The following is an 18458-nucleotide window of genomic DNA, read 5'->3' as shown; positions in this document are numbered from 1 at the left end:
TGTCTTTCTGGCGACCTGGCGGCGTGCGCATTGTTATTTCTTCAGTGCCGCCAGCTTGCTGAAGGCCGACTCCATGGCGGTCGCGGCGGCCGGTTGTGGCGCGCCTGGGCGGCTTCCATAGTTGCCGCCGCGGTTTTGCCCGCCCGGCGGGCGCGCGCTTTCAAAGCGGTTGTCACGCGGGCCGTCGCGGCGGGCCGGTGCGGCGTCGAGTTTCATGGTGAGGCCAATGCGCTTGCGCGCCACATCGACCTCGGTCACGCGTACTTTGACGATGTCGCCGGTTTTTACGACCTCACGCGCGTCGTTCACGAACTTGTTGGAAAGCTGGCTCACGTGGACCAGGCCGTCCTGGTGTACACCGATGTCAATGAAGGCGCCGAAGGCGGCCACGTTGCTGACCGTACCTTCCAGCGTCATGCCTTCCTTCAAATCCTTGATGTCTTCCACGCCGTCGTTGAAGCGGGCCACCTTGAAGTCGGGGCGCGGGTCGCGGCCGGGTTTTTCCAGTTCGGCAATGATGTCCTTGACGGTGATCACGCCGAACTGTTCATTCGCAAACAGCTCGGGCTTCAGGGTCTTGAGCATCTCGGCCCGGCCCATCAGCTCGGCCACCGGCTTGCCGGTGTGGGCCATGATCTTTTCAACCACCGGGTAGGTTTCGGGGTGCACCCCTGTCATGTCCAGCGGGTTGCTGCTGCTGCGCAGGCGCAGGAAACCCGCGCTCTGCTCAAAAGTCTTGGCGCCCAGGCCGGTCACCTTGAGCAAGTCGGCGCGCGAGGCGAAGGCACCGTTGGCATCACGCCAGCGCACGACCGACTTGGCCACCGTTTGCGACAGGCCCGACACGCGCGCCAGCAGCGGCACGCTGGCGGTGTTCAGGTCCACGCCCACGCTGTTCACGCAGTCTTCGACCACGGTGTCGAGGCTGCGCGCCAGGTCGCTCTGGTTCACGTCGTGCTGGTACTGGCCAACGCCGATCGATTTCGGGTCGATCTTGACCAGCTCGGCCAACGGGTCTTGCAGGCGTCGCGCAATACTGGCCGCGCCGCGCAGGCTCACATCCACGTCGGGCATTTCCTGGCTGGCGAATTCACTGGCGGAGTAGATGGAGGCACCCGCCTCACTGACCACGACTTTTTCAATGGCCTGTTCCACCTTGGCCATTCCCTTGATCAGGTCGGCGGCGAGTTTGTCGGTTTCGCGGCTGGCGGTGCCGTTGCCGATGGCGATCAGGTTGACGCCATGCTTTTCGCAGAGCCTGGCCAGCGTGTGCAGGGAGCCATCCCAGTCCTTGCGCGGTTCATGCGGATAGACGGTAGAGGTCTCCACCAGCTTGCCGGTGGCATCGACCACGGCCACCTTCACGCCGGTGCGAATACCCGGGTCCAGGCCCATCACCACACGCGGGCCGGCGGGCGCTGCCAGCAGCAGGTCGCGCAGGTTGTCGGCAAAGACCTTGATGGCGACCTTCTCGGCCTCTTCGCGCAAACGGGTAAAGAGGTCGCGCTCGAGCGAGAGGCTGAGCTTGACGCGCCAGGTCCAGGCCACGGCCTTGCGGATCAAATCATCCGCTGGTCGCGCCTTGTGGCTCCAGCCCAGGTGCAGCGCGATCTTGCCTTCGGCAATGCTGGGCTTGCCGGGCTCGGCCTGCTCAGGCAGTACCAGCTTGGCATCCAGGATCTCAAGCCCGCGGCCGCGAAAGACTGCCAGCGCACGGTGCGAAGGCACGCGGCCAATCGGCTCGTCGTAGTCGAAGTAGTCTCGGAATTTGCTGTTGTCGGCGTTGTTCTCGTCTTTGCCGGTCACCAGCTTGGAGCTGAACAGCCCCTCGCTCCAGAGCCAGTTGCGCAGCGACTGCACCAGGCCGGCATCTTCGGCCCAGCGTTCGCTGAGGATGTCGCGCACGCCGTCGAGCACGGCTTGCACGGTGGTGAAGTCGTCACCGCTTTCGTTCTTTTCGGCCTTCACAAAGGCCGCGGCTTCGTCGGCAGGTACCAGCGACGGGTCGGCAAACAGCTTGTCGGCCAGCGGCTCGATGCCGGCTTCACGCGCAATCTGACCCTTGGTGCGGCGCCTGGGCTTGAAGGGCAGGTAAAGATCTTCGAGGTCCTGCTTGGTGGCGGCAAACTCTATGGCTGCACGCAACTCGGGCGTGAGCTTGCCCTGCTCTTCAATGCTTTTGAGCACGGCTTCGCGTCGCTCTTCCAGCTCGCGCAGGTACCCCAGCCGGTATTCCAGCTCGCGCAACTGGATGTCGTCCAGCCCGCCGGTGGCTTCCTTGCGGTAGCGCGCGATGAAGGGAACCGTGGCGCCGCCGTCAAGCAGCTCGACGGCTGCCTTGATCTGGTGTTCCTGGACTTTAATTTCTGCCGCGATCTGGCGGATGATTTTCTGCATATTGAAAGAGATGTTCGAAAAAGCTCGGAAAAAGAAGCAAAAGAAGGTCGATAAAGGGGCAAATGCCCGCCCGGCGATGCAGCCTGCCCTGGCAGAGAGCCGTTATCGGTGCGCCGAGTACAAACTGACGCCAAGGGTCGGCATTGTCCCACAGCACCAGCGCTGTTTTGCTTCTGATAATGGCCCTTGGCTTAAAGCAATTTCTTACATTTTCAGGGGAGACACACATGCGGACTCGCACGATTTTTTTGGTGGTGGCCATGCTGCTGCTGGCGGGCTTTGTGGCCCTCAATGTCGATGAATTCAGCCGTGTGAGCATGCTCAGCCTGGGCTTTACCACCGTGGAGGTGTCGCTGGGCTTCGTGATGCTGCTCTTGCTGGTGGTTGCCACGGTGGTGTTTCTGGCCTCCACGCTCTACATGCAAAGCACCAACTTGCTGGAAACCCGGCGCTACGCACGCGAGCTGAACACGCAGCGTGAGCTGGCTGACAAGGCCGAGGCCTCGCGTTTTACCGAACTGCGGAGCTACCTGGAGGTGCAGGCCCTGGCCGCACAGCACCGGGAAGCCGCCGCCGCCACTGTGCTGGCCGAACGCTTCTCGCAGCAGCAACAGGCATTGCTGGCGCGGCTGGAGCAGTCGGACAACACCATGGCCGCCCACATGGGCCAGCTCCAGGACAGGCTTGAGCGGCATGGCGGCATTCCGCACCTGGAAAAAGACTCGGAGACCATGCCGCTGGTTTAAGTGCCTGAATACCGGTTGTGCCGCGTCTTTGTTAACCAAGCCCGGCAGGTGTAAGAACCGGCGAAGTCCATCGACCAATGGGGGTCTGCAAATCCACGGAGACCCTCATGCTGCACACCGCGCCCCCACGGCCTTCCCGCCGCAACACCCCGCTGATCATCGCAATCGTCCTGATGGCATCGACGTCCAGCGCGTTGTCCGCACAAAACGCTTGTGCCATCAGCTCAGGGCCGACCATCACGCCGGTTGTTGAGCTGTATACCTCTGAGGGCTGCAGCTCCTGCCCGCCCGCTGACAAATGGGCATCGTCGCTGAAAGGCAGTGGGGCCGTGGTGCAAGCCTTTCATGTCGGCTACTGGGACTACATCGGCTGGGTTGACCGTTTTGCCGCGCCCGCCTACACCAGCCGGCAACGCGAAATAGCGTCCAGGAGCAATCTGCGCAGCATCTATACACCGCAGGCCGTACTCAACGGCAAAGACTGGCCTCGCTGGGGTGGCAGGCCTGCCGACAGCAAGGAACCCGCGCGCGCCAGCATCGTACTCAGGCAACTCGGGCCGGGCCAGTTTGAAGCCAGTGTCACCCCGGTGCCCGCACCGCAGGTGTCACCGTCCTGGTCAGCCTACTGGACCGTCACCGAGCATGGGCACAATTCCAGGGTGAAAGCCGGCGAAAACGCCGGCGAAGTTCTCCAACACGACTTCGTGGTGCGCCAGTACACCCAGGCAGGGGAATACAAAAGCAGTGGAACCGGGCCGCAAAAACTGGCCTTTCGCAGCATAGCCGCGACCCAGGGCCATGAGCGCCAGGTGAATCTCGTGGTGTTCGACCCTCAAACCGGCAAGACCCTGCAGGCCGTCAGCCTTCAATGTGCCGCGTAAAGCACGGCCACTGAAGGACTACCGCCTGGCGCACCGTATAGGCGGGGCAACGCGAGGCCTCGGGCTTGCCGCACAATGGCGCCATGGATTCCCCGCAATCACCGCCCTGCGCTCCTTCGCTGGCCTTGCGGCCGCCCGGGGCCGCCGACTATGCGGCGCTGGCCACCTGGGTCCAGGACGCCAGCACCTGTCTGCGCTGGGCCGGCCCCAAGCTGAAGTTTCCGTTTGAGCCCGAGCGACTCCCGGTACTGCTGGCTGAACCCGGCGCCTTCAGCTTTGTCATAAGCCGGGGGCCGGCAGAGGCGCTGGGCTTTGGGCAGTTCTGGGTGCGTGAGGCAGGTGTTGCCCATCTGGCCCGCATCATCCTGGCGCCCCACGCGCGCGGCCAGGGCCTGGGTTCAATGTTGTGCAGGCTGCTAATGGCCCAAGCGGCTCGTAACACCGGTGCCACAGCTTTCACACTACGCGTGTACCGTGACAACCACCCTGCGCTGACCGTCTACGAAGGCCTCGGCTTTGCAGTGGTGCCTGAGCTTTCGAACGACAGCATTTTTTCCATGCGCAGGGAAGCGCTGAACGGCATGCAGGCGATACAGGCCGAGGGGCGTCCATAGTGCCCTTCGATAAACTGTGGGTCCGTGCTGTTGCGGCCACGTCCCTGCATTCTTTTTTCTTTTCGATCGATGCTTTCACTTTTTCTTAAATGCCTGCTGGGTGCGCTTGCCGTGCTGGTTATTGCCCTTCTTTCCCGGTCGCGCAGCTTTTTCATCGCCGGGCTGGTGCCGCTGTTTCCCACCTTTGCATTGATTGCGCACTACATCGTGGGCAGCGAACGCTCCGCGGCTGACCTTCGTACCACGGCACTGTTTGGCCTGTGGTCGCTCATCCCCTATGCGGTTTATCTGCTGGTGGTGTATTGGCTCAGCGTGCGCGCGACACTGCCCGTCACGCTCGCCTGCGCCACACTGGCCTGGGTGCTTGCAGCGGGTGTGCTGCTGCTCGGCTGGAGCCGTGCCTACCCTTCGGCGCTTTAAGGAAAACAGATATGGGCAAATTCAAAAAAGTGCTGCGGGTCGTTTTGCTTGCGCCTGTCGCGCTGTTTTTGCTGTTTGAAGAATGGGGCTGGGAGCCGCTGGCCGCCGGCTTTGCAGCACTGGGGCGCCTGCCCTGGTGGGGGCGGCTGGAGCGCTGGATCATCCGCTTGCCGCCCTGGGCTGCCCTGCTCGCCTTCAGCGTGCCGGTGCTGGCGCTGATACCGGTGAAGCTGCTGGCGCTTTACCTGTTCGGCCTGGGGCATGTGACTGTCGGCCTGGCGCTGATACTGGCGGCCAAACTCACCGGAACCGCGCTGGCCGCACGCCTCTTTCAGCTGACCCAGCCTGCACTCATGCAAATGCCGTGGTTCGCGCGGCTCTACACCCCCTGGAAAGCCTGGAAGGACAAAATCATGGCCCAGGCCAGGGCGTCGTTGCCATGGCGCATGGCCCGTCGTTTCAAGATGCGGGTCAAGCTGGCAGCTGCGCGGCTCCTGGCCGCGCTGAAAGCCGTATTGTCATGAGCACCAGGCTCACTGAATTCAACCGCCGCCCTTGACCATGTTCGACTTCATCAAGCCACCTTTGTACATTCGCCTGTCGCCTTACCGGCTGACGGTGCGCAATGTGAAAACGGGCGCTTTCATTTCCGAAGTGCCCGAAATTGCGATTTCCCGCAGCCCCAAGCCCAAAGTGCTGGGTGCGGGCAATGACGCTGCCCTGCATAAATCGAGCAAGTCGGCACAGGTCATCAATCCTTTCAGCCACCCGCGCTCCATGGTGTCCGACTTCACCCACGGTGAGCAGGTACTGAAGGCATTCGTCCGGAAACTTCAGGCCAGCCACGTGCTGGCTCCCGCGCCCCGCATGGTGTTCCATCCTCTAGGGGAGCCCGCGGGTGGTTTCACCCAGGTGGAAATACGGGCCCTCCATGAGATGGCCCTGGGGGCCGGCGCTTCAGAAGTCACCATGTGGCAGGGCCCGGAATTGACAGACGAGCAGGTGCTGTCGCGCAGCTACCCTTCCGCGGGACAGGTACTGGAATGACAGCCACCGCCGGCACGGGCATCAGTGACCTGCGCACGCTCACCCGGCAATTCCCCCACCAAGGGCGGCTTGAGCAGATTTTGCTGAGGCCCGCCCGCCGCAGCCCGGTGCTCCGCGTGGCAACTGTGACGGCGCTGGCCGGCCGTGGGCTGGAAGGCGACCGGAGCGCTGCGGCGCCCGCCATTCGCCCGGAAAGCAGCAAGCGCCAGGTCACCCTGATCCAGGCCGAGCACCTGCCTGTGCTGGCGGCGCTGATGCGGCTTGGCACGGTGGATACCGCGAGCCTTAGGCGCAACCTGGTGGTGTCGGGCCTGAACCTGCTGGCTGCGAAATCGCTCTTCAGGGACCAACCCATGGCGCTGCGCATCGGCGATGTGGTGCTGGAAATCACCGGCCCGTGCGAACCCTGTTCGCGCATGGAGGAAGTGCTGGGCCCGGGCGGCTACAACGCCATGCGCGGCCACGGCGGGCTGACGGCGCGTGTGTTGCAGGGCGGTTTACTGCGCGTGGGGGATGCTGTTGCCTGTGAACCCGCCGAACCCGATCAGGAGCCCCAGACCCAGCCGCTATTGATTTAATAGCTGCTTGCGCACGTCCAGTAAGGTCTGCGGGCATTTTTGGCATTATTCGAGGCCTCGAATCCCGCCGCCCAACCGCGCACCAGCACGGGTATTTCGCTTCCCTCATACTTGCTCCTCATCCACTTCTTGGCGCAGCGGCTTTCCATGAACAAAACTTCGGTCGACAAGCAAAAAATCAAATTCCTGTTGCTCGAGGGCATTCACCCCTCCGCAGTGGAAGTTCTCAAGGCGGCAGGCTACTCGCAGATCGAAAGCCTGGCCGGCGCGCTGCCCGATGACGAACTCAAGGCAAAAATCGCCGACGCGCATTTTGTCGGCATCCGTTCCCGCACCCAGCTCACTGCCGATGTGTTTGCCCAGGCCGGCAAGCTGGCGGCGGTCGGCTGCTTTTGCATCGGCACCAACCAGGTCGACCTGAACGCCGCCCGCGAACGCGGCATTGCGGTGTTCAACGCGCCTTTTTCCAACACCCGCTCCGTGGCTGAGCTGGTACTGGCCGAGGCCATTTTGCTGCTGCGCGGCGTGCCCGAGAAAAGCGCCGTGGCGCACCGCGGCGGCTGGCTCAAGTCGGCCGAAAACGCTTACGAAATCCGCGGCAAAACGCTGGGCATCGTGGGCTACGGCTCCATCGGAACGCAGCTGTCAGTGCTGGCCGAAGCGCTGGGCATGCAGGTCGTGTTTTTTGACGTGGTGACCAAGCTGCCGCTGGGTAACGCCCGGCAGGTGGCTCAACTCAAGGATCTGTTGGCCCAGTCCGACGTGGTGAGCCTGCACGTGCCCGAAACCCAGGCCACGCAATGGATGATGGGCGCGGCCGAGATTGCCGCGATGAAGCCCGGCAGCGTGCTGATCAATGCCTCACGCGGCACGGTGGTGGAGATCGAACCGCTGGCCGAGGCGCTGAAGCAGAAAAAGCTGCTGGGTGCGGCGATCGACGTGTTTCCGGTGGAGCCGCGCAGCAACAAGGACATTTTTGAATCACCCCTGCGCGGCCTCGACAACGTGATCTTGACGCCGCACGTGGGCGGCTCGACCATGGAAGCGCAGGAAAACATCGGCATCGAGGTGGCCGAAAAGCTGGTGAAGTACAGCGACAACGGCACCTCGACGTCTTCCGTCAACTTTCCTGAAGTGGCGCTGCCGGCCCACCCAGGCAAGCACCGCCTGCTGCACATTCACCGCAACGTGCCGGGCGTGCTGTCGGAAATCAACAAGGTGTTTGCGGCCAACGGCATCAACATCGCGTCGCAGTACCTGCAGACCAACGAGGCAGTGGGTTACGTGGTGATCGACATCGACGCAGCGCACTCCGATATCGCGCTGGCCAAGCTGGCAGAGGTGCCGGGAACCATCCGCAGCCGGGTTCTGTTTTGAACCGGGCCTGAGCCACGGCGCGCAACCGCTATCAAATATATAGCTGGTTGCGCCCGTCTCTATTGCGTTTCAGCCACTTTTTTCGAGGAAAAGACCAGATTACTGCGCTGCCGGCGGCTGTAAACCCAGCAAGGTGGCCAGAGCCGCCGTTGGCAATGAACCTTCATGTGACACCGTGGCGCCGGTCTGCGCGTGGGTTCCGACGATGGTGGGGATCGAAGCGAAACCCAGTCTGGTCATCAGCTCGGTGTTTTTGGCGACGGCTTCTTTTTGCGCGTCGATATTGCTGGCCGCACTGATGCCGCCGCGCCGGGCCTGCAGCGACGTTTCATGCGCGTCCATGGCAGCCACCGGGTCGCCGGCCGCCAGCAGGGTTGCCCCCTGGGCCGTACTGGCGGCGTTGAGCATGCCAACCGGGATCCAGACAAACCTGGCCTGGGACTTCAGCGGTTTTGCCGCTTCCCACAGGGCGCCGCAGTGCGGGCATTGCGCATCAAAAAACACATACACCGTGCGCTTGCTCATTAAAGCGCCGGCCGAAAAGCCTTTGGCGCCGGCTTCGATGGCAGCCACGGATACCGGTTCGGCGGCAGCCTTTGCCGACGGGCTGCCGGGCGCGGTGCCCGGCGCATCGTTACAGCCGGCAAGCAGCAAGCCAGCCGCGACAACGGCAGCCAGGGAAAGGCGGTTCAGGAATTTGGACATCATCAAAAGCGTTGAATGAAGGAGCGGCAAGGATAGCGCAGCGGCGCTATTTCGACAGCCTGTCGGCCAATTCCCCGGCCAGCATGAAGAACTCCGGCGCGCGCTGCACCGACACGTGGGTGGCGTTCATCGCATACGTGACCCGGGTTTTGACGCCGCGCGCCTGTAGCGCCCTGACATAGGCCTCGCTGAACTGGGGCAAGGTGTTCTCGTCCTTGTTGCCCGCCACCACGCTGATCTGCGTATCCGGGTTGATTTTTTCCGCTTCGGCCAGCGGTGAAAGGCTGCGGCTCCAGGCACCGGACTTGCCCGCAGAGCTGTTGCGCCATTGCCGCCATGCCGGCACATCGCAGGGGCAGGCGGCCAGCAAATAGGCATCAGCGCTGCCCGGAAAACGGCTGGCCAGCAAGGCCGCCATGGCCGCGCCGCCCGAATGGCCGACCAAGAGGATTTTTTTGCCGGGGTTGAGGCTGCGCAGGCTGCCCAGCGCGGCAGCAATGATTTCGGCGTTGCGGGGTGTGTAGTCGTCGTCCCCGGGGCCGGACTCGCCGTCCGATACGCCCAGATCGCTGCGGTAGCCGGGCCGCTGCATCGCCACGGTGACGGCCTGGAGCTTTTCGGCAAGCAAGGCTGCTGTGCCGCTGTCCGCTTTCAACTCCGTGCGCCCGCCATTGTCGCCGTGCAGAAAGACGACCAGTACCTTGGGCGTGATGCGGGACGTCTGGCCAGGCGCCAGCTTGCGGATGACAAGGCATTGCCGGGCGTCCCCTGCCCGTTCAATGCCGTCGGCAAGTTTTCCGTCGGGGCACTTCACCGGTTGTGCCAACGCGCCTGCCCCCGCCAGCCCAAGCAGCAGGCCGGCCCAAGCAAGGCAGCCGCGGCGCATCAGGCTCCGCGCAACGCGGCTTTCAGTTGCTGGCCAATTTCGGGCTTGTCGGCAAACGGATCCGTCGGGTTGCGTGCCTGCAGCACGTCTTCAAGCCGTGTCTGCACGGAGTTGATGGCTTTGGGGTGGCTGTAGATATAGAACCGGTTGGCTGCAATGGCGTCAAACACCAGTTTCGCCACATCGGCGGCGCTCACCTTGCCGGAGCCGACCGCCTTGCCTGTCATGGCCTGCTGGATCATCTGGCTCCTGGTGGGCTTTTCCGCGCCGAGTTCAGCCGGCCGGTTGCGGTGGCTCATGCCGATGCCGGTGGCCACAAAAAACGGGCACAGCACCGAGGCGCCAACCTGATCGGTCACAAGGCCCAGGTCCTGGTACAGGGTTTCGCTGAGCGCCACCACGGCATGTTTGCTCACGTTGTAGACGCCCATGTTCGGCGGGTTCAGCAGCCCGGCCATGCTGGCGGTGTTGACGATGTGGCCTTGCCAGGATGGGTCTTTGGCGGCTGCTTCCAGCATCATCGGCGTGAAGATGCGTACGCCGTGGACCACGCCCATGACGTTGACGCCCAGCACCCATTCCCAGTCTTTGACGCTGTTTTCCCAGATCAGGCCGCCGGATCCGACGCCGGCGTTGTTGAAGACGAAATGCGGCGCGCCGAAGCGCTCGAACACGGCCTTGCCCATGGCCTCCATCTGCGCGGCGCTGGAGACGTCAAGTTTGAAGGACAGCACCTGGGCGCCGGCGGCCTTCATCTCCTCGGTGGCCTTGTCCAACGCGTCCTGCTGCACGTCGACCAGCACCAGGTTCATGCCCAGTTTGGCGCCCAGGCGCGCGCATTCCAGGCCGAAGCCCGAGCCCGCGCCGGTCAGCACTGCGGTTTTACCTTTGAAGTCCGTGATCATTTTGGGGAGTCCTTGATGGCTGGAATGGGAAAATTGTCCGTGAGGCAAGGCGTCTCAGCTGTCACTCTGGGAACTTGAGGCAACTGTTCAGGCAATCCGCAACATCTCGATGTGCGGTATGCCGTCCTCGATGTAGGGCTGGCCGGTATTGGAAAAACCGTGCTGCAGGTAGAACTGCTCAAGCCGTGCCTGTGCGCCTATGCGAATGGGTTGCGGGCCCCAGTGCTGCTGTAAACGGCCAACGGCCTCTTTCATCAGCACATGGCCAACGCCGCCGCCGCGTGCCGAGGCATGCGTGACCACGCGGCCTATGCTGGCCTCCGCAAACTTCACGCCCGCGGCAAAGCAGCGCGCATAGGCCACCAGCCGCCCTTCGCTTGTGCCCAGCAAATGCATGGCCTCCATGTCGGCGCCGTCCATGTCCTGGAAGCTGCAGGCCTGCTCGACCACAAACACCTCGCTGCGAAGCTGCAAGATCTCGTAAAGCTCACGTGTGGTCAGCGCGCCAAAGGGAAGAAAACGCCAGGAAATACCGGTGTTGCTGCTCATGCCGGAGTTGCCGCTTTCAGGGTGTAGCCGATGCGGGGGAAATGCACATGCACGGTGCCGGCACGCGCATCGGTACGGCGCAGCGTGTAATGCATGCGGGTAGCGGCGATCAGCTCGCCCTCGGTGGGCTCCGGTCCAAAACTCTCGCCGCTGACCAGCACCTGGCTGCCCAAGGGAATGCCGTGTTCGTCCTGGAACAGATCGCCCGGCAGCGGCGCAGGGGTGGACGCGGCGGCCAGCGCCACAGCCTCGGCAGAGCTGAATTTTTCAATGCCGCCATGGCCGATGGCGGCCATGCGGTCCATCCATTCCAGCACGGCCGGCGTGAGGTTCAGGATGCCCGCGAGCACCGGTGTTTGCACCCGCGTGAACCACAGCGGGTGGTACATCGCGAAGTCGGCGATGCAGGGAACATCGCCCAATAGAAAAGGCCGATCGTCGAGCATGTCCGAAATCCGCCGCAGATAGGACTTGTAAGCCGCGGCGGCGTCGCTGGCGCGCAGGCGCGGCATGCCGGTGCTCATGGCCTTGCGGTCTTCGCCGAAGGCGCGGGCGGCTTCAGGTGGCGCCTTTTCAAAAATCTGGGCCACGCCCTTGGGCTGCGTGTTGTAGGCCATGGAGGTCCAGAACAGCGTGTTGTCGGCCCAATGCGCCAGCGTGCGCGCCAGGCCCTTGCTGGGTTCCGGGTACACCGAAGGCTCGGGTTGCAGGTGTTCCAGCACGTCGCTGATCAAGGCAGTGTCGCAATAAATGTCGGCGCCGATTTGCAGGATGGGCGTCTTGCGGTAGCCGCCGGTAAGCGCCACCACGTCGGGCTTGGGCATGATCATCGGGATGATGACGGACTTCCAGGGCAGGTTTTTGTAACCCAGCATCAGGCGGGTTTTTTCGGCAAATGGCGATGTGGGGTAGTGGTGAAGAATCAGCTCGCTCATGGGTGTCTCCGGGTGTTCTGGGTGTCTGGAAATTCAGCGGGGCATGGCCCGCGCGATGAGGGTGTCGAAATCGGTACCGGCGCCCAGCGTACCGAAAGCATGGCCCCAGTTGCCTGCAATGCGCGAGTCGCAAAAAGCGCTGAAGACGGCAGCGGGCGCGGTCTGGTACAGCAAGGCGGCCTGCACCGCCAGCGCGACGTCCTGCGCGAGCCGCCGTGCCTCCACTTCAGTCGCCATTTCTTCCACACGTGTTGGCAAGGCAGCGGCCAGCCGGTCCAGCGCCGGGTGCGCGCCTTTTGCGGCGGCCAGTTCCTGGTTCAGGGCCGCTACGGCGTCGGCTTTGCGCAGCGCGCGCAAAAGGTCCAGCGCCATGATGTTGCCCGCTCCTTCCCAGATCGAATTGAGCGGCATTTCACGGTAAACGCGGGCCATGACGCCCTCGCCGCCCTCCTCCACATAACCGTTGCCGCCCAGGCATTCCATCGCCTCCTGGGCGAAATGGCTGCCGCGCTTGCAGATCCAGAACTTGGCGACGGGTGTCAACAGGCGCGCCATGGCAGCCTCGTGGGCATCGCCCGTGTGGTCGAAAGCCCGGGCCAGGCGCATTGCAAGCGCGGTCGCGGCTTCGGATTCAAGCGCGAGGTCGGACAGCACGTTCCGCATCAGCGGCTGGTCGATGAGCAGCTTGCCAAAAGCTTTTCGCTGCGAGGTGTGGTTCAGCGCCAGGGCCAGTGCCTGCCGCATCAACCCGCTGGTGCCCAGCGCGCAGTCCAGCCGGGTCATGGTGCCCATTTCGAGGATCTGCGGAATACCGCGGCCTTCGCCCCCGACCAGCCAGGCCTGGGCGTCTTCAAATTCCACTTCAGAACTTGCGTTGGCCTTGTTGCCCAGCTTGTCTTTGAGGCGCTGGATGCGTATGGCATTGAGGCCGCCGTCGGGCAGCACGCGTGGCAGGAAAAAGCAGGAAAGGCCACTTTGGGTTTGGGCCAGTACCAGGAAGGCATCGCACATGGGCGCCGAGAAAAACCATTTGTGGCCGGTGATGGCATAACGTTCGCCCCAGCCGTCGCGGCCTGCGGGCTCAGCGCGCGTGGTGTTGGCCCGCACATCGGAGCCGCCCTGCTTTTCCGTCATGCCCATGCCCATGGTGAGGCCGGCCTTGGCCTGCCACAGCTTGAGTTCGGGGTCATAGGCACGGCTCGCCAGCTTTGGGCCCCAGTCGGCGTAGATGGCTGTGTTGCCGCGCAACGCGGGCGTGGCCGCGTAGCTCATGGAGATGGGGCACAGGATGGAGGGCTCGAGCTCGGTGAAGAGCATGAAGCCTGCTGCGCGCTGGACATGAGGAGATGGATTTTCGTCAGACCAGGGAGAGCCATGCAGGCCCGAGCCTGTCGCGAGTTTCATGAGCTCGTGATAGCCCGGATGAAACTCCACCTGGTCCACACGCCGGCCGAAACGATCATGGCTGTGCAGCGCCGGCCCATGCACATTGGCCAGGCGCGCGTGGGTCTGCATGGCCGTGCTGCCCAGCTTCGCACCGAGCTGCCTCAGCTCGTGCGTGTCCAGCGCTGGCGCATTAAATTTCAGCGCGTCGCGCAGCGGGCGATTGGTGTCAAACAGGTTGTAGTCCGACAGCGCTGCGGGCTGGTTGAAGACTTCATGCGTCATGTCCACCTCCTTTTGACCGCGCCGTGGTCGGGTCAGATCAGCTTGACCAACTGCTTGCCGAAGTTTTTGCCTTTGAGCAACCCGAGGAATGCTTCGGGCGCCGATTCAATCCCCTGCGCCACGCTTTCACGCGGGCGCAGCTTGCCGGTGCCCACCAGCGTGCCGAGTTCCTTGAGCGCTTCGGGCCAGACTTCCATGTGCTCGGCCACGATAAAGCCCTGCAGCTTCAGGCGGCTGGTCAAAATCAGCGCCGGGTAGGCCAACGGCATGGGCCGGCCGTCGTAGCCGGCGATCATGCCGCACAGCGCGATGCGGCCGAAAGCGTTCATGCGCGGCAGCACGGCGTCCAGCACCATGCCGCCCACGTTTTCAAAGTAGCCATCAATGCCATCCGGGCAGGCGTCCTTGAGAGCCTTGGTCAGCGAAGCGGCATCGGCGTGCACTTTGTAGTCAATGCAGGCGTCAAAGCCGAGTTCATCGACGGCATATTTGCATTTGTCGGGGCCGCCGGCAATGCCGACGGCGCGGCAGCCGCGTGCCTTGGCGAGTGCGCCGAACGCGCTCCCCACGGCGCCGGTAGCGGCGCTGACCACCATGGTCTGGCCGGCTTTGGGCTCAATGATTTTCACCAGTCCGTACCAGGCGGTGACACCGGGCATACCGACCGCGCCCAGGTAGTGCGACAGCGGTACGTGCGTGGTGTCCACCTTGCGCAGCGCGCCGGGCTGGTCGGCATTGACCACGCTGTATTCTTGCCAGCCGCCCATGCCGACCACCTTGTCGCCGGGCTGGAATTTGGGCGAGCGGCTTTCCACCACCTCACCTGCCGTGCCGCCCAGCATGACCTGGCCCAGCGGATGCGGCGCGGCATAGCTCTTGGCATCGCTCATGCGGCCACGCATGTAAGGGTCCAGGCTCAGGTAATGGTGGCGCACCAGCACCTGGCCATCCTGCAGGGGCGGCGTGTCGCTGGACACCAGCATGAAGTTGCTGGCGACGGCTTCGCCGGTGGGACGGTTGTCGAGCAGGATTTGCTGGTTGATGGGCATGGAAGTCTCCTGTGTGTTGTCGGGAAAGGCAGATGATTTGCTATTGATTTGATAGCTGCTTGCGCCGGTTTTTATTGGGCTGGGCTGTGATTTAACCAATAATTCAGTTCAATCGGTTGATATGCCGCCGCCGGGTAGGTCCGGTGCGCCGGTGTTTTGGGCGGCGGTGGCAACCCGCCGCACGTACTTGAAGGTGCCCGTGGAGTGTGCACAGGCGCGGCCTTCCGCGTCATACAGCGTGGCCTCGGTAAACGCCATGGTGGTGCTGCGATGCATGAGCCGCCCCTTGGCTGTGAGCCGGCCGCCGTCACCGGGCGCCGGCCGCATGAAGCTGGTCTTCATCTCGATGGTGACCACGCCCATGTCTTTCTGTACGCTGCGCGCGGCCGTCGCCATGGTCACGTCGAGCAGTGTCATGATGGCGCCGCCGTGCGTCACGGCAAATGAATTGAGGTGCTCTGGCTTGGGCGCATAACCAATGGCCGAGGCGCCGCCTTCGAACAGTTCGAGTTCGAATCCAAGGTGGTTGACAAAAGGGATGTCGGCGCCGAAGTTCATTAGCTCTTCCCAACCCTTCACTTGATTAGCCGCCAGTTACCACTGATACACCGCCGTCCACCGCCAACCACTGGCCAGTGATGTGCTTGCCGGCGTCGGACGCATAGAGCACGCACAGGCCCTTCAGATCTTCGTCATCGCCCAGGCGGCCGAGCGGCGCATGCGAGGCGAGTTTTTCTTCGCCCAGCGCTTTCAGCGTGCCCACGGTCATCCGGCTCGGGAAAAAGCCCGGGCAAATCGCGTTGACGGTGATGTTGTACTTGCCCCATTCGCAGCCCAGCGCGCGCGTGAAGTTGATGACGGCGCCCTTGGAGGTGTTGTAAGCCACCGTGGTCATCTCGCGCGGATTGCCGCCCAGGCCGGCGATGGAGGCCACGTTGATGATGCGGCCGGACTTGCGGGCGATCATGCTGTGCTTGGCGATGTGCTGGCTCAGGATGAAATAGCCTCGGATGTTGAGGTTCATGACCTTGTCCCAGGCTTCGACCGGGTGGTCTTCGGCGGGCGCGCCCCAGGCGGCGCCGGCGTTGTTGACCAGGATGTCGACGTGGCCCAGGCGCTTGATGGCCTCGTCGGCCAGCGCGCGGATGTCTTCTTCTTTCGAGCAGTCGGCGGCGATCCAGTCGACGTCGATGCCGGCGGCTTTGAGCTCTGCAGCGGACTCGACCAGGTCTTCAGCCTTGCGCGAACTCAAAATGACTTTAGCGCCGGCTTCGCCCAGCGCCTGGGCCAGTTGTAGGCCCAGGCCGCGCGAGCCGCCGGTTACGAGTGCGGTCTTGCCTTTGAGGTCGAACAGTTGCTGGATGGTGCGGGTCATGAAAGTAGTCTCCTGTTGATGTCATCGGGCTTGCCGGGCGCCGCATCGGGACTTCCGGCAAGGATGGGTTGCGAATAATCTGTCAGTTTTGGCCGTGGCTTCAATGCCGGGCGCGACGGTCTGCCATATTGGCACAACATCAGGGGCCTTGCAGGCTGCGCTGTCGTCGTGGCGACTTCAGGCCGCTACGAGCCGACGTTGATGCGGGAGCGCACGTAAACCAGCACCGCGCCAACCGCCGCCACAATGCCACCCAGCACCACCATGGACCAGCCGATGGCATCGTCCAGCCGCTGGACCGACAGACCCAATACCAACGTGAGCAGCCCGCCGTAAATCAGGACCCAGATCAGGGTCTGCAAGCGAGCCACGGCCTTGTTGGAAACAGGGTCAGCGGACGGTTTGAAAAAAGCCATTAAAACGCCTCCTCGGGTAAATCGGCACAGGTCAGGTCGCGGGTTTCAACGACCTTGAGCCAGGCGCCGATTTTGGGTAATTCGTAATGATAAAAATAGCGTGTAGCGCCCATCCGTCCTGCGTGAGCCGCTATCGAATTAGTAGCAGGCTGCTGCAATGCCAGGCTGGCCAGCGCCACGTCCAGCCAGATCCACGCCAATACGGTGTGGCCGAAGGCCTGCATGTAGGGTACCGCATTGGCCAGCGCCTGGCCGGGTTCGCCCGTGGCCCAGGCCGCCTTGGTGGCGCTGCCCACATGCTGCAATGCCTTGGCCAGTGCGTTGGCATGGGCGGCGAGTTCAGGCACCTGAATCGCCTTTTCAACCGTGGCGTTGATACGCGCTGCCAGCAATTGCAATCCCCTGCCCCCTTCCATCAGCACTTTGCGGCCCAGCAAATCCATGGCCTGGATGCCGTGCGTGCCTTCGTGGATCATGTTCAGGCGGTTGTCGCGCCAGTACTGCTCGACCGGAAAGTCGCGTGTGTAGCCGTAGCCGCCATGCACCTGTATGGCGAGCGAGTTGGCCTCCAGGCACCACTCGCTGGGCCAGCTCTTGGCAATCGGCGTCAGCACCTCGAGCAGCAGGCGCGCGTCGTCGGCAGCCTGCGCCTCGGCGGTGTGGTGTTCGTCAACCAGGCGGGCGCAATACAGCTCCAGCGCCAGCGCGCCCTCGCAATACGCTTTTTGCGCCAGCAGCATGCGCTTGACGTCGGCATGTTCGATGATGCGGATCTGTGGCTGGGAGGCGTCTTTGCCCACGGCACCGGTGCCGTTTTTAGAACCTCCGCCGACGGGCCGGCCCTGCGGCCGGTTTTTGGCGTAATCGAGGCTGGCGTAATAACCCGCCATGCCCAGCATGGTGGCGGCCGTGCCCACACCGATGCGTGCCTCGTTCATCATGTGGAACATGCAGCGCAGGCCTTCATGAGGCTTGCCGACCAGGTAGCCGACCGCGCCGGCCTGGCCATCCACAGGGTATTTGCCTTCGCCGAAATTGAGCAGCGTGTTGGTGGTGCCGCGCCAGCCCAGCTTGTGGTTCAGGCCCGCGAGCGCCACGTCGTTGCGCACGCCGGTGAGTTCGCCTTGGGTATCGACCATTTTCTTGGGCACGATGAAGAGCGAAATGCCGCGCGTGCCGGCGATCAGCTTGCCGTCAGGCCCCGGAATCTTGGCCAGCACCAGGTGGATGATGTTGTCGGTCAGCTCGTGCTCGCCGGCCGAGATCCACATCTTGTTGCCCTTCAGGCGATAACGTGGGCCCAGCGGGTCAGCCTCAAAGCCGTCGCCATCCGGGACCGCACGCGTGGTCACGTCGCTGAGCGAGGAACCGGCCTGCGGTTCGGACAAACACATGGTGCCCGAGAAGCGGCCGGAGAACTCGTTCCTGGCGAAGACTTCCTTCTGCATGTCGGTGCCATGCACCATCAGCAGGTTGGCATTGCCGGTAGTGAGCAGGCCTGAGCCGATGCTGACTGAGGCCATGGCGAAGAAGGCATTGGCCGCCGCTTCCACGGTATAGGGAAGCTGCATGCCGCCGACTTCGTAGTCTTGCGCGGCGCTGAGCATGCCGGAGGCGGCATAGGCCTTCTGCGCGTCGTGTGTGGCCTGCGGCAGGATGACTTTTTCGCCGTCGAAATGCGGCTCCTGTGTGTCCACTATGCGGTTGAAAGGCGCGTATTTTTCGCGCGCGATGCGCTCGCAGGTGTCGAACACCGCGTCGAAAGTCTCGCGCGAATGGTCGGCGAAACGCGCGCGCTGGTTCAGCGACTCGGCGCCCAGCCATCGGTAAAGCAGAAAGTCCAGCGTGGGCCGAAGGCTCATGACGGGCTCCCCGGTACAAGAGCGGGCGGCAAGGCAGGAAACACCTGC

The 18458-nt window shown here is 63.3% G+C and carries 21 protein-coding genes; 8 read left to right on the top strand and 13 right to left on the bottom strand.

The features are described from left to right. Positions 1-33: 33 nt before the first annotated feature. Both AC1D13_RS20090 and AC1D13_RS20085 read right to left on the bottom strand, forming a co-directional pair. A complete protein-coding gene (locus AC1D13_RS20090; protein ID WP_477666014.1) occupies positions 34-2397 on the bottom strand; it encodes a Tex family protein in 2364 nt (787 codons plus the stop codon). Beyond that, on the bottom strand, positions 2360-2659 hold the full coding sequence (locus tag AC1D13_RS20085) for a hypothetical protein (RefSeq protein ID WP_457280878.1): 300 nt from the start codon (positions 2657-2659) through the stop codon (positions 2360-2362). Before AC1D13_RS20085 ends, AC1D13_RS20090 begins: the two co-directional genes overlap by 38 nt. On the opposite strand from AC1D13_RS20085, the gene AC1D13_RS20080 reads away from it, so the two are divergent. The 8 genes from AC1D13_RS20080 to serA all read left to right on the top strand — a co-directional run bounded on the left by AC1D13_RS20080 (position 2625) and on the right by serA (position 8060). Then, positions 2625-3143 (top strand): hypothetical protein, encoded by a 519-nt coding sequence (locus AC1D13_RS20080; RefSeq protein ID WP_457280877.1) that lies wholly within the window; start codon positions 2625-2627, stop codon positions 3141-3143. The genes AC1D13_RS20085 and AC1D13_RS20080 overlap by 35 nt on opposite strands. 107 nt (positions 3144-3250) lie before the next feature. Further along, positions 3251-4024: a DUF1223 domain-containing protein gene (locus AC1D13_RS20075; protein WP_477666013.1), complete on the top strand. Its 774-nt coding sequence runs from the start codon at positions 3251-3253 to the stop codon at positions 4022-4024. Between the two features lie 83 nt (positions 4025-4107). Further along, on the top strand, positions 4108-4638 hold the full coding sequence (locus AC1D13_RS20070) for a GNAT family N-acetyltransferase (protein ID WP_477666012.1): 531 nt from the start codon (positions 4108-4110) through the stop codon (positions 4636-4638). Between the two features lie 69 nt (positions 4639-4707). Beyond that, positions 4708-5058, top strand: a complete 351-nt coding sequence (locus tag AC1D13_RS20065) for a GlpM family protein (protein WP_457280874.1) — start codon at positions 4708-4710, stop codon at positions 5056-5058. An 11-nt stretch (positions 5059-5069) separates the two neighbouring features. Continuing rightward, a complete protein-coding gene (locus tag AC1D13_RS20060) occupies positions 5070-5582 on the top strand; it encodes a hypothetical protein (protein ID WP_477666011.1) in 513 nt (170 codons plus the stop codon). Between the two features lie 37 nt (positions 5583-5619). Further along, positions 5620-6105 carry a rod shape-determining protein gene (locus AC1D13_RS20055; protein WP_457280872.1) on the top strand — a complete coding sequence of 162 codons (486 nt, stop codon included), beginning with the start codon at positions 5620-5622 and terminating at the stop codon, positions 6103-6105. Next, entirely contained in the window at positions 6102-6683 is a 582-nt protein-coding gene (locus AC1D13_RS20050) for an MOSC domain-containing protein (RefSeq protein ID WP_477666010.1), read from the top strand. Before AC1D13_RS20055 ends, AC1D13_RS20050 begins: the two co-directional genes overlap by 4 nt. A gap of 147 nt (positions 6684-6830) precedes the next feature. Further along, positions 6831-8060, top strand: a complete 1230-nt coding sequence (gene serA, locus AC1D13_RS20045; RefSeq protein WP_457280870.1) for a phosphoglycerate dehydrogenase — start codon at positions 6831-6833, stop codon at positions 8058-8060. 99 nt (positions 8061-8159) lie between these two features. Here the strand turns inward: serA and AC1D13_RS20040 are convergent, their stop codons facing one another. The 11 genes from AC1D13_RS20040 to AC1D13_RS19990 all read right to left on the bottom strand — a co-directional run bounded on the left by AC1D13_RS20040 (position 8160) and on the right by AC1D13_RS19990 (position 18410). Beyond that, positions 8160-8768 carry a thioredoxin fold domain-containing protein gene (locus tag AC1D13_RS20040; RefSeq protein ID WP_477666009.1) on the bottom strand — a complete coding sequence of 203 codons (609 nt, stop codon included), beginning with the start codon at positions 8766-8768 and terminating at the stop codon, positions 8160-8162. Between the two features lie 43 nt (positions 8769-8811). Further along, the gene (locus AC1D13_RS20035; RefSeq protein ID WP_477666008.1) at positions 8812-9651 is read right to left on the bottom strand and encodes an alpha/beta hydrolase family protein; all 840 of its coding nucleotides are present in this window, start codon (positions 9649-9651) and stop codon (positions 8812-8814) included. Then, on the bottom strand, positions 9651-10556 hold the full coding sequence (locus AC1D13_RS20030) for an SDR family oxidoreductase (RefSeq protein WP_477666007.1): 906 nt from the start codon (positions 10554-10556) through the stop codon (positions 9651-9653). The genes AC1D13_RS20035 and AC1D13_RS20030 overlap by 1 nt, the downstream gene beginning before the upstream one ends. 87 nt (positions 10557-10643) lie before the next feature. Then, a complete protein-coding gene (locus AC1D13_RS20025; protein WP_457280866.1) occupies positions 10644-11105 on the bottom strand; it encodes a GNAT family N-acetyltransferase in 462 nt (153 codons plus the stop codon). After that, positions 11102-12040 carry a glutathione S-transferase family protein gene (locus AC1D13_RS20020; protein ID WP_477666006.1) on the bottom strand — a complete coding sequence of 313 codons (939 nt, stop codon included), beginning with the start codon at positions 12038-12040 and terminating at the stop codon, positions 11102-11104. The genes AC1D13_RS20025 and AC1D13_RS20020 overlap by 4 nt, the downstream gene beginning before the upstream one ends. A gap of 33 nt (positions 12041-12073) precedes the next feature. Next, positions 12074-13714, bottom strand: a complete 1641-nt coding sequence (locus tag AC1D13_RS20015; RefSeq protein WP_477690171.1) for an isovaleryl-CoA dehydrogenase — start codon at positions 13712-13714, stop codon at positions 12074-12076. 26 nt (positions 13715-13740) lie between these two features. Then, on the bottom strand, positions 13741-14757 hold the full coding sequence (locus AC1D13_RS20010) for an NADP-dependent oxidoreductase (protein ID WP_457280863.1): 1017 nt from the start codon (positions 14755-14757) through the stop codon (positions 13741-13743). A gap of 108 nt (positions 14758-14865) precedes the next feature. Beyond that, on the bottom strand, positions 14866-15315 hold the full coding sequence (locus tag AC1D13_RS20005; protein WP_477690170.1) for a PaaI family thioesterase: 450 nt from the start codon (positions 15313-15315) through the stop codon (positions 14866-14868). Positions 15316-15340: 25 nt separating this feature from the next. Next, positions 15341-16132 (bottom strand): SDR family oxidoreductase, encoded by a 792-nt coding sequence (locus AC1D13_RS20000; RefSeq protein WP_477672349.1) that lies wholly within the window; start codon positions 16130-16132, stop codon positions 15341-15343. 185 nt (positions 16133-16317) lie between these two features. Then, positions 16318-16548 carry a hypothetical protein gene (locus AC1D13_RS19995; protein WP_457280860.1) on the bottom strand — a complete coding sequence of 77 codons (231 nt, stop codon included), beginning with the start codon at positions 16546-16548 and terminating at the stop codon, positions 16318-16320. Continuing rightward, on the bottom strand, positions 16548-18410 hold the full coding sequence (locus AC1D13_RS19990) for an acyl-CoA dehydrogenase (protein ID WP_477690169.1): 1863 nt from the start codon (positions 18408-18410) through the stop codon (positions 16548-16550). The genes AC1D13_RS19995 and AC1D13_RS19990 overlap by 1 nt, the downstream gene beginning before the upstream one ends. Positions 18411-18458: the final 48 nt, after the last annotated feature.

The organism is Polaromonas sp. P1_E12, from assembly GCF_056405975.1.
This window is presented reverse-complemented; position numbering and strand designations above follow the sequence as displayed.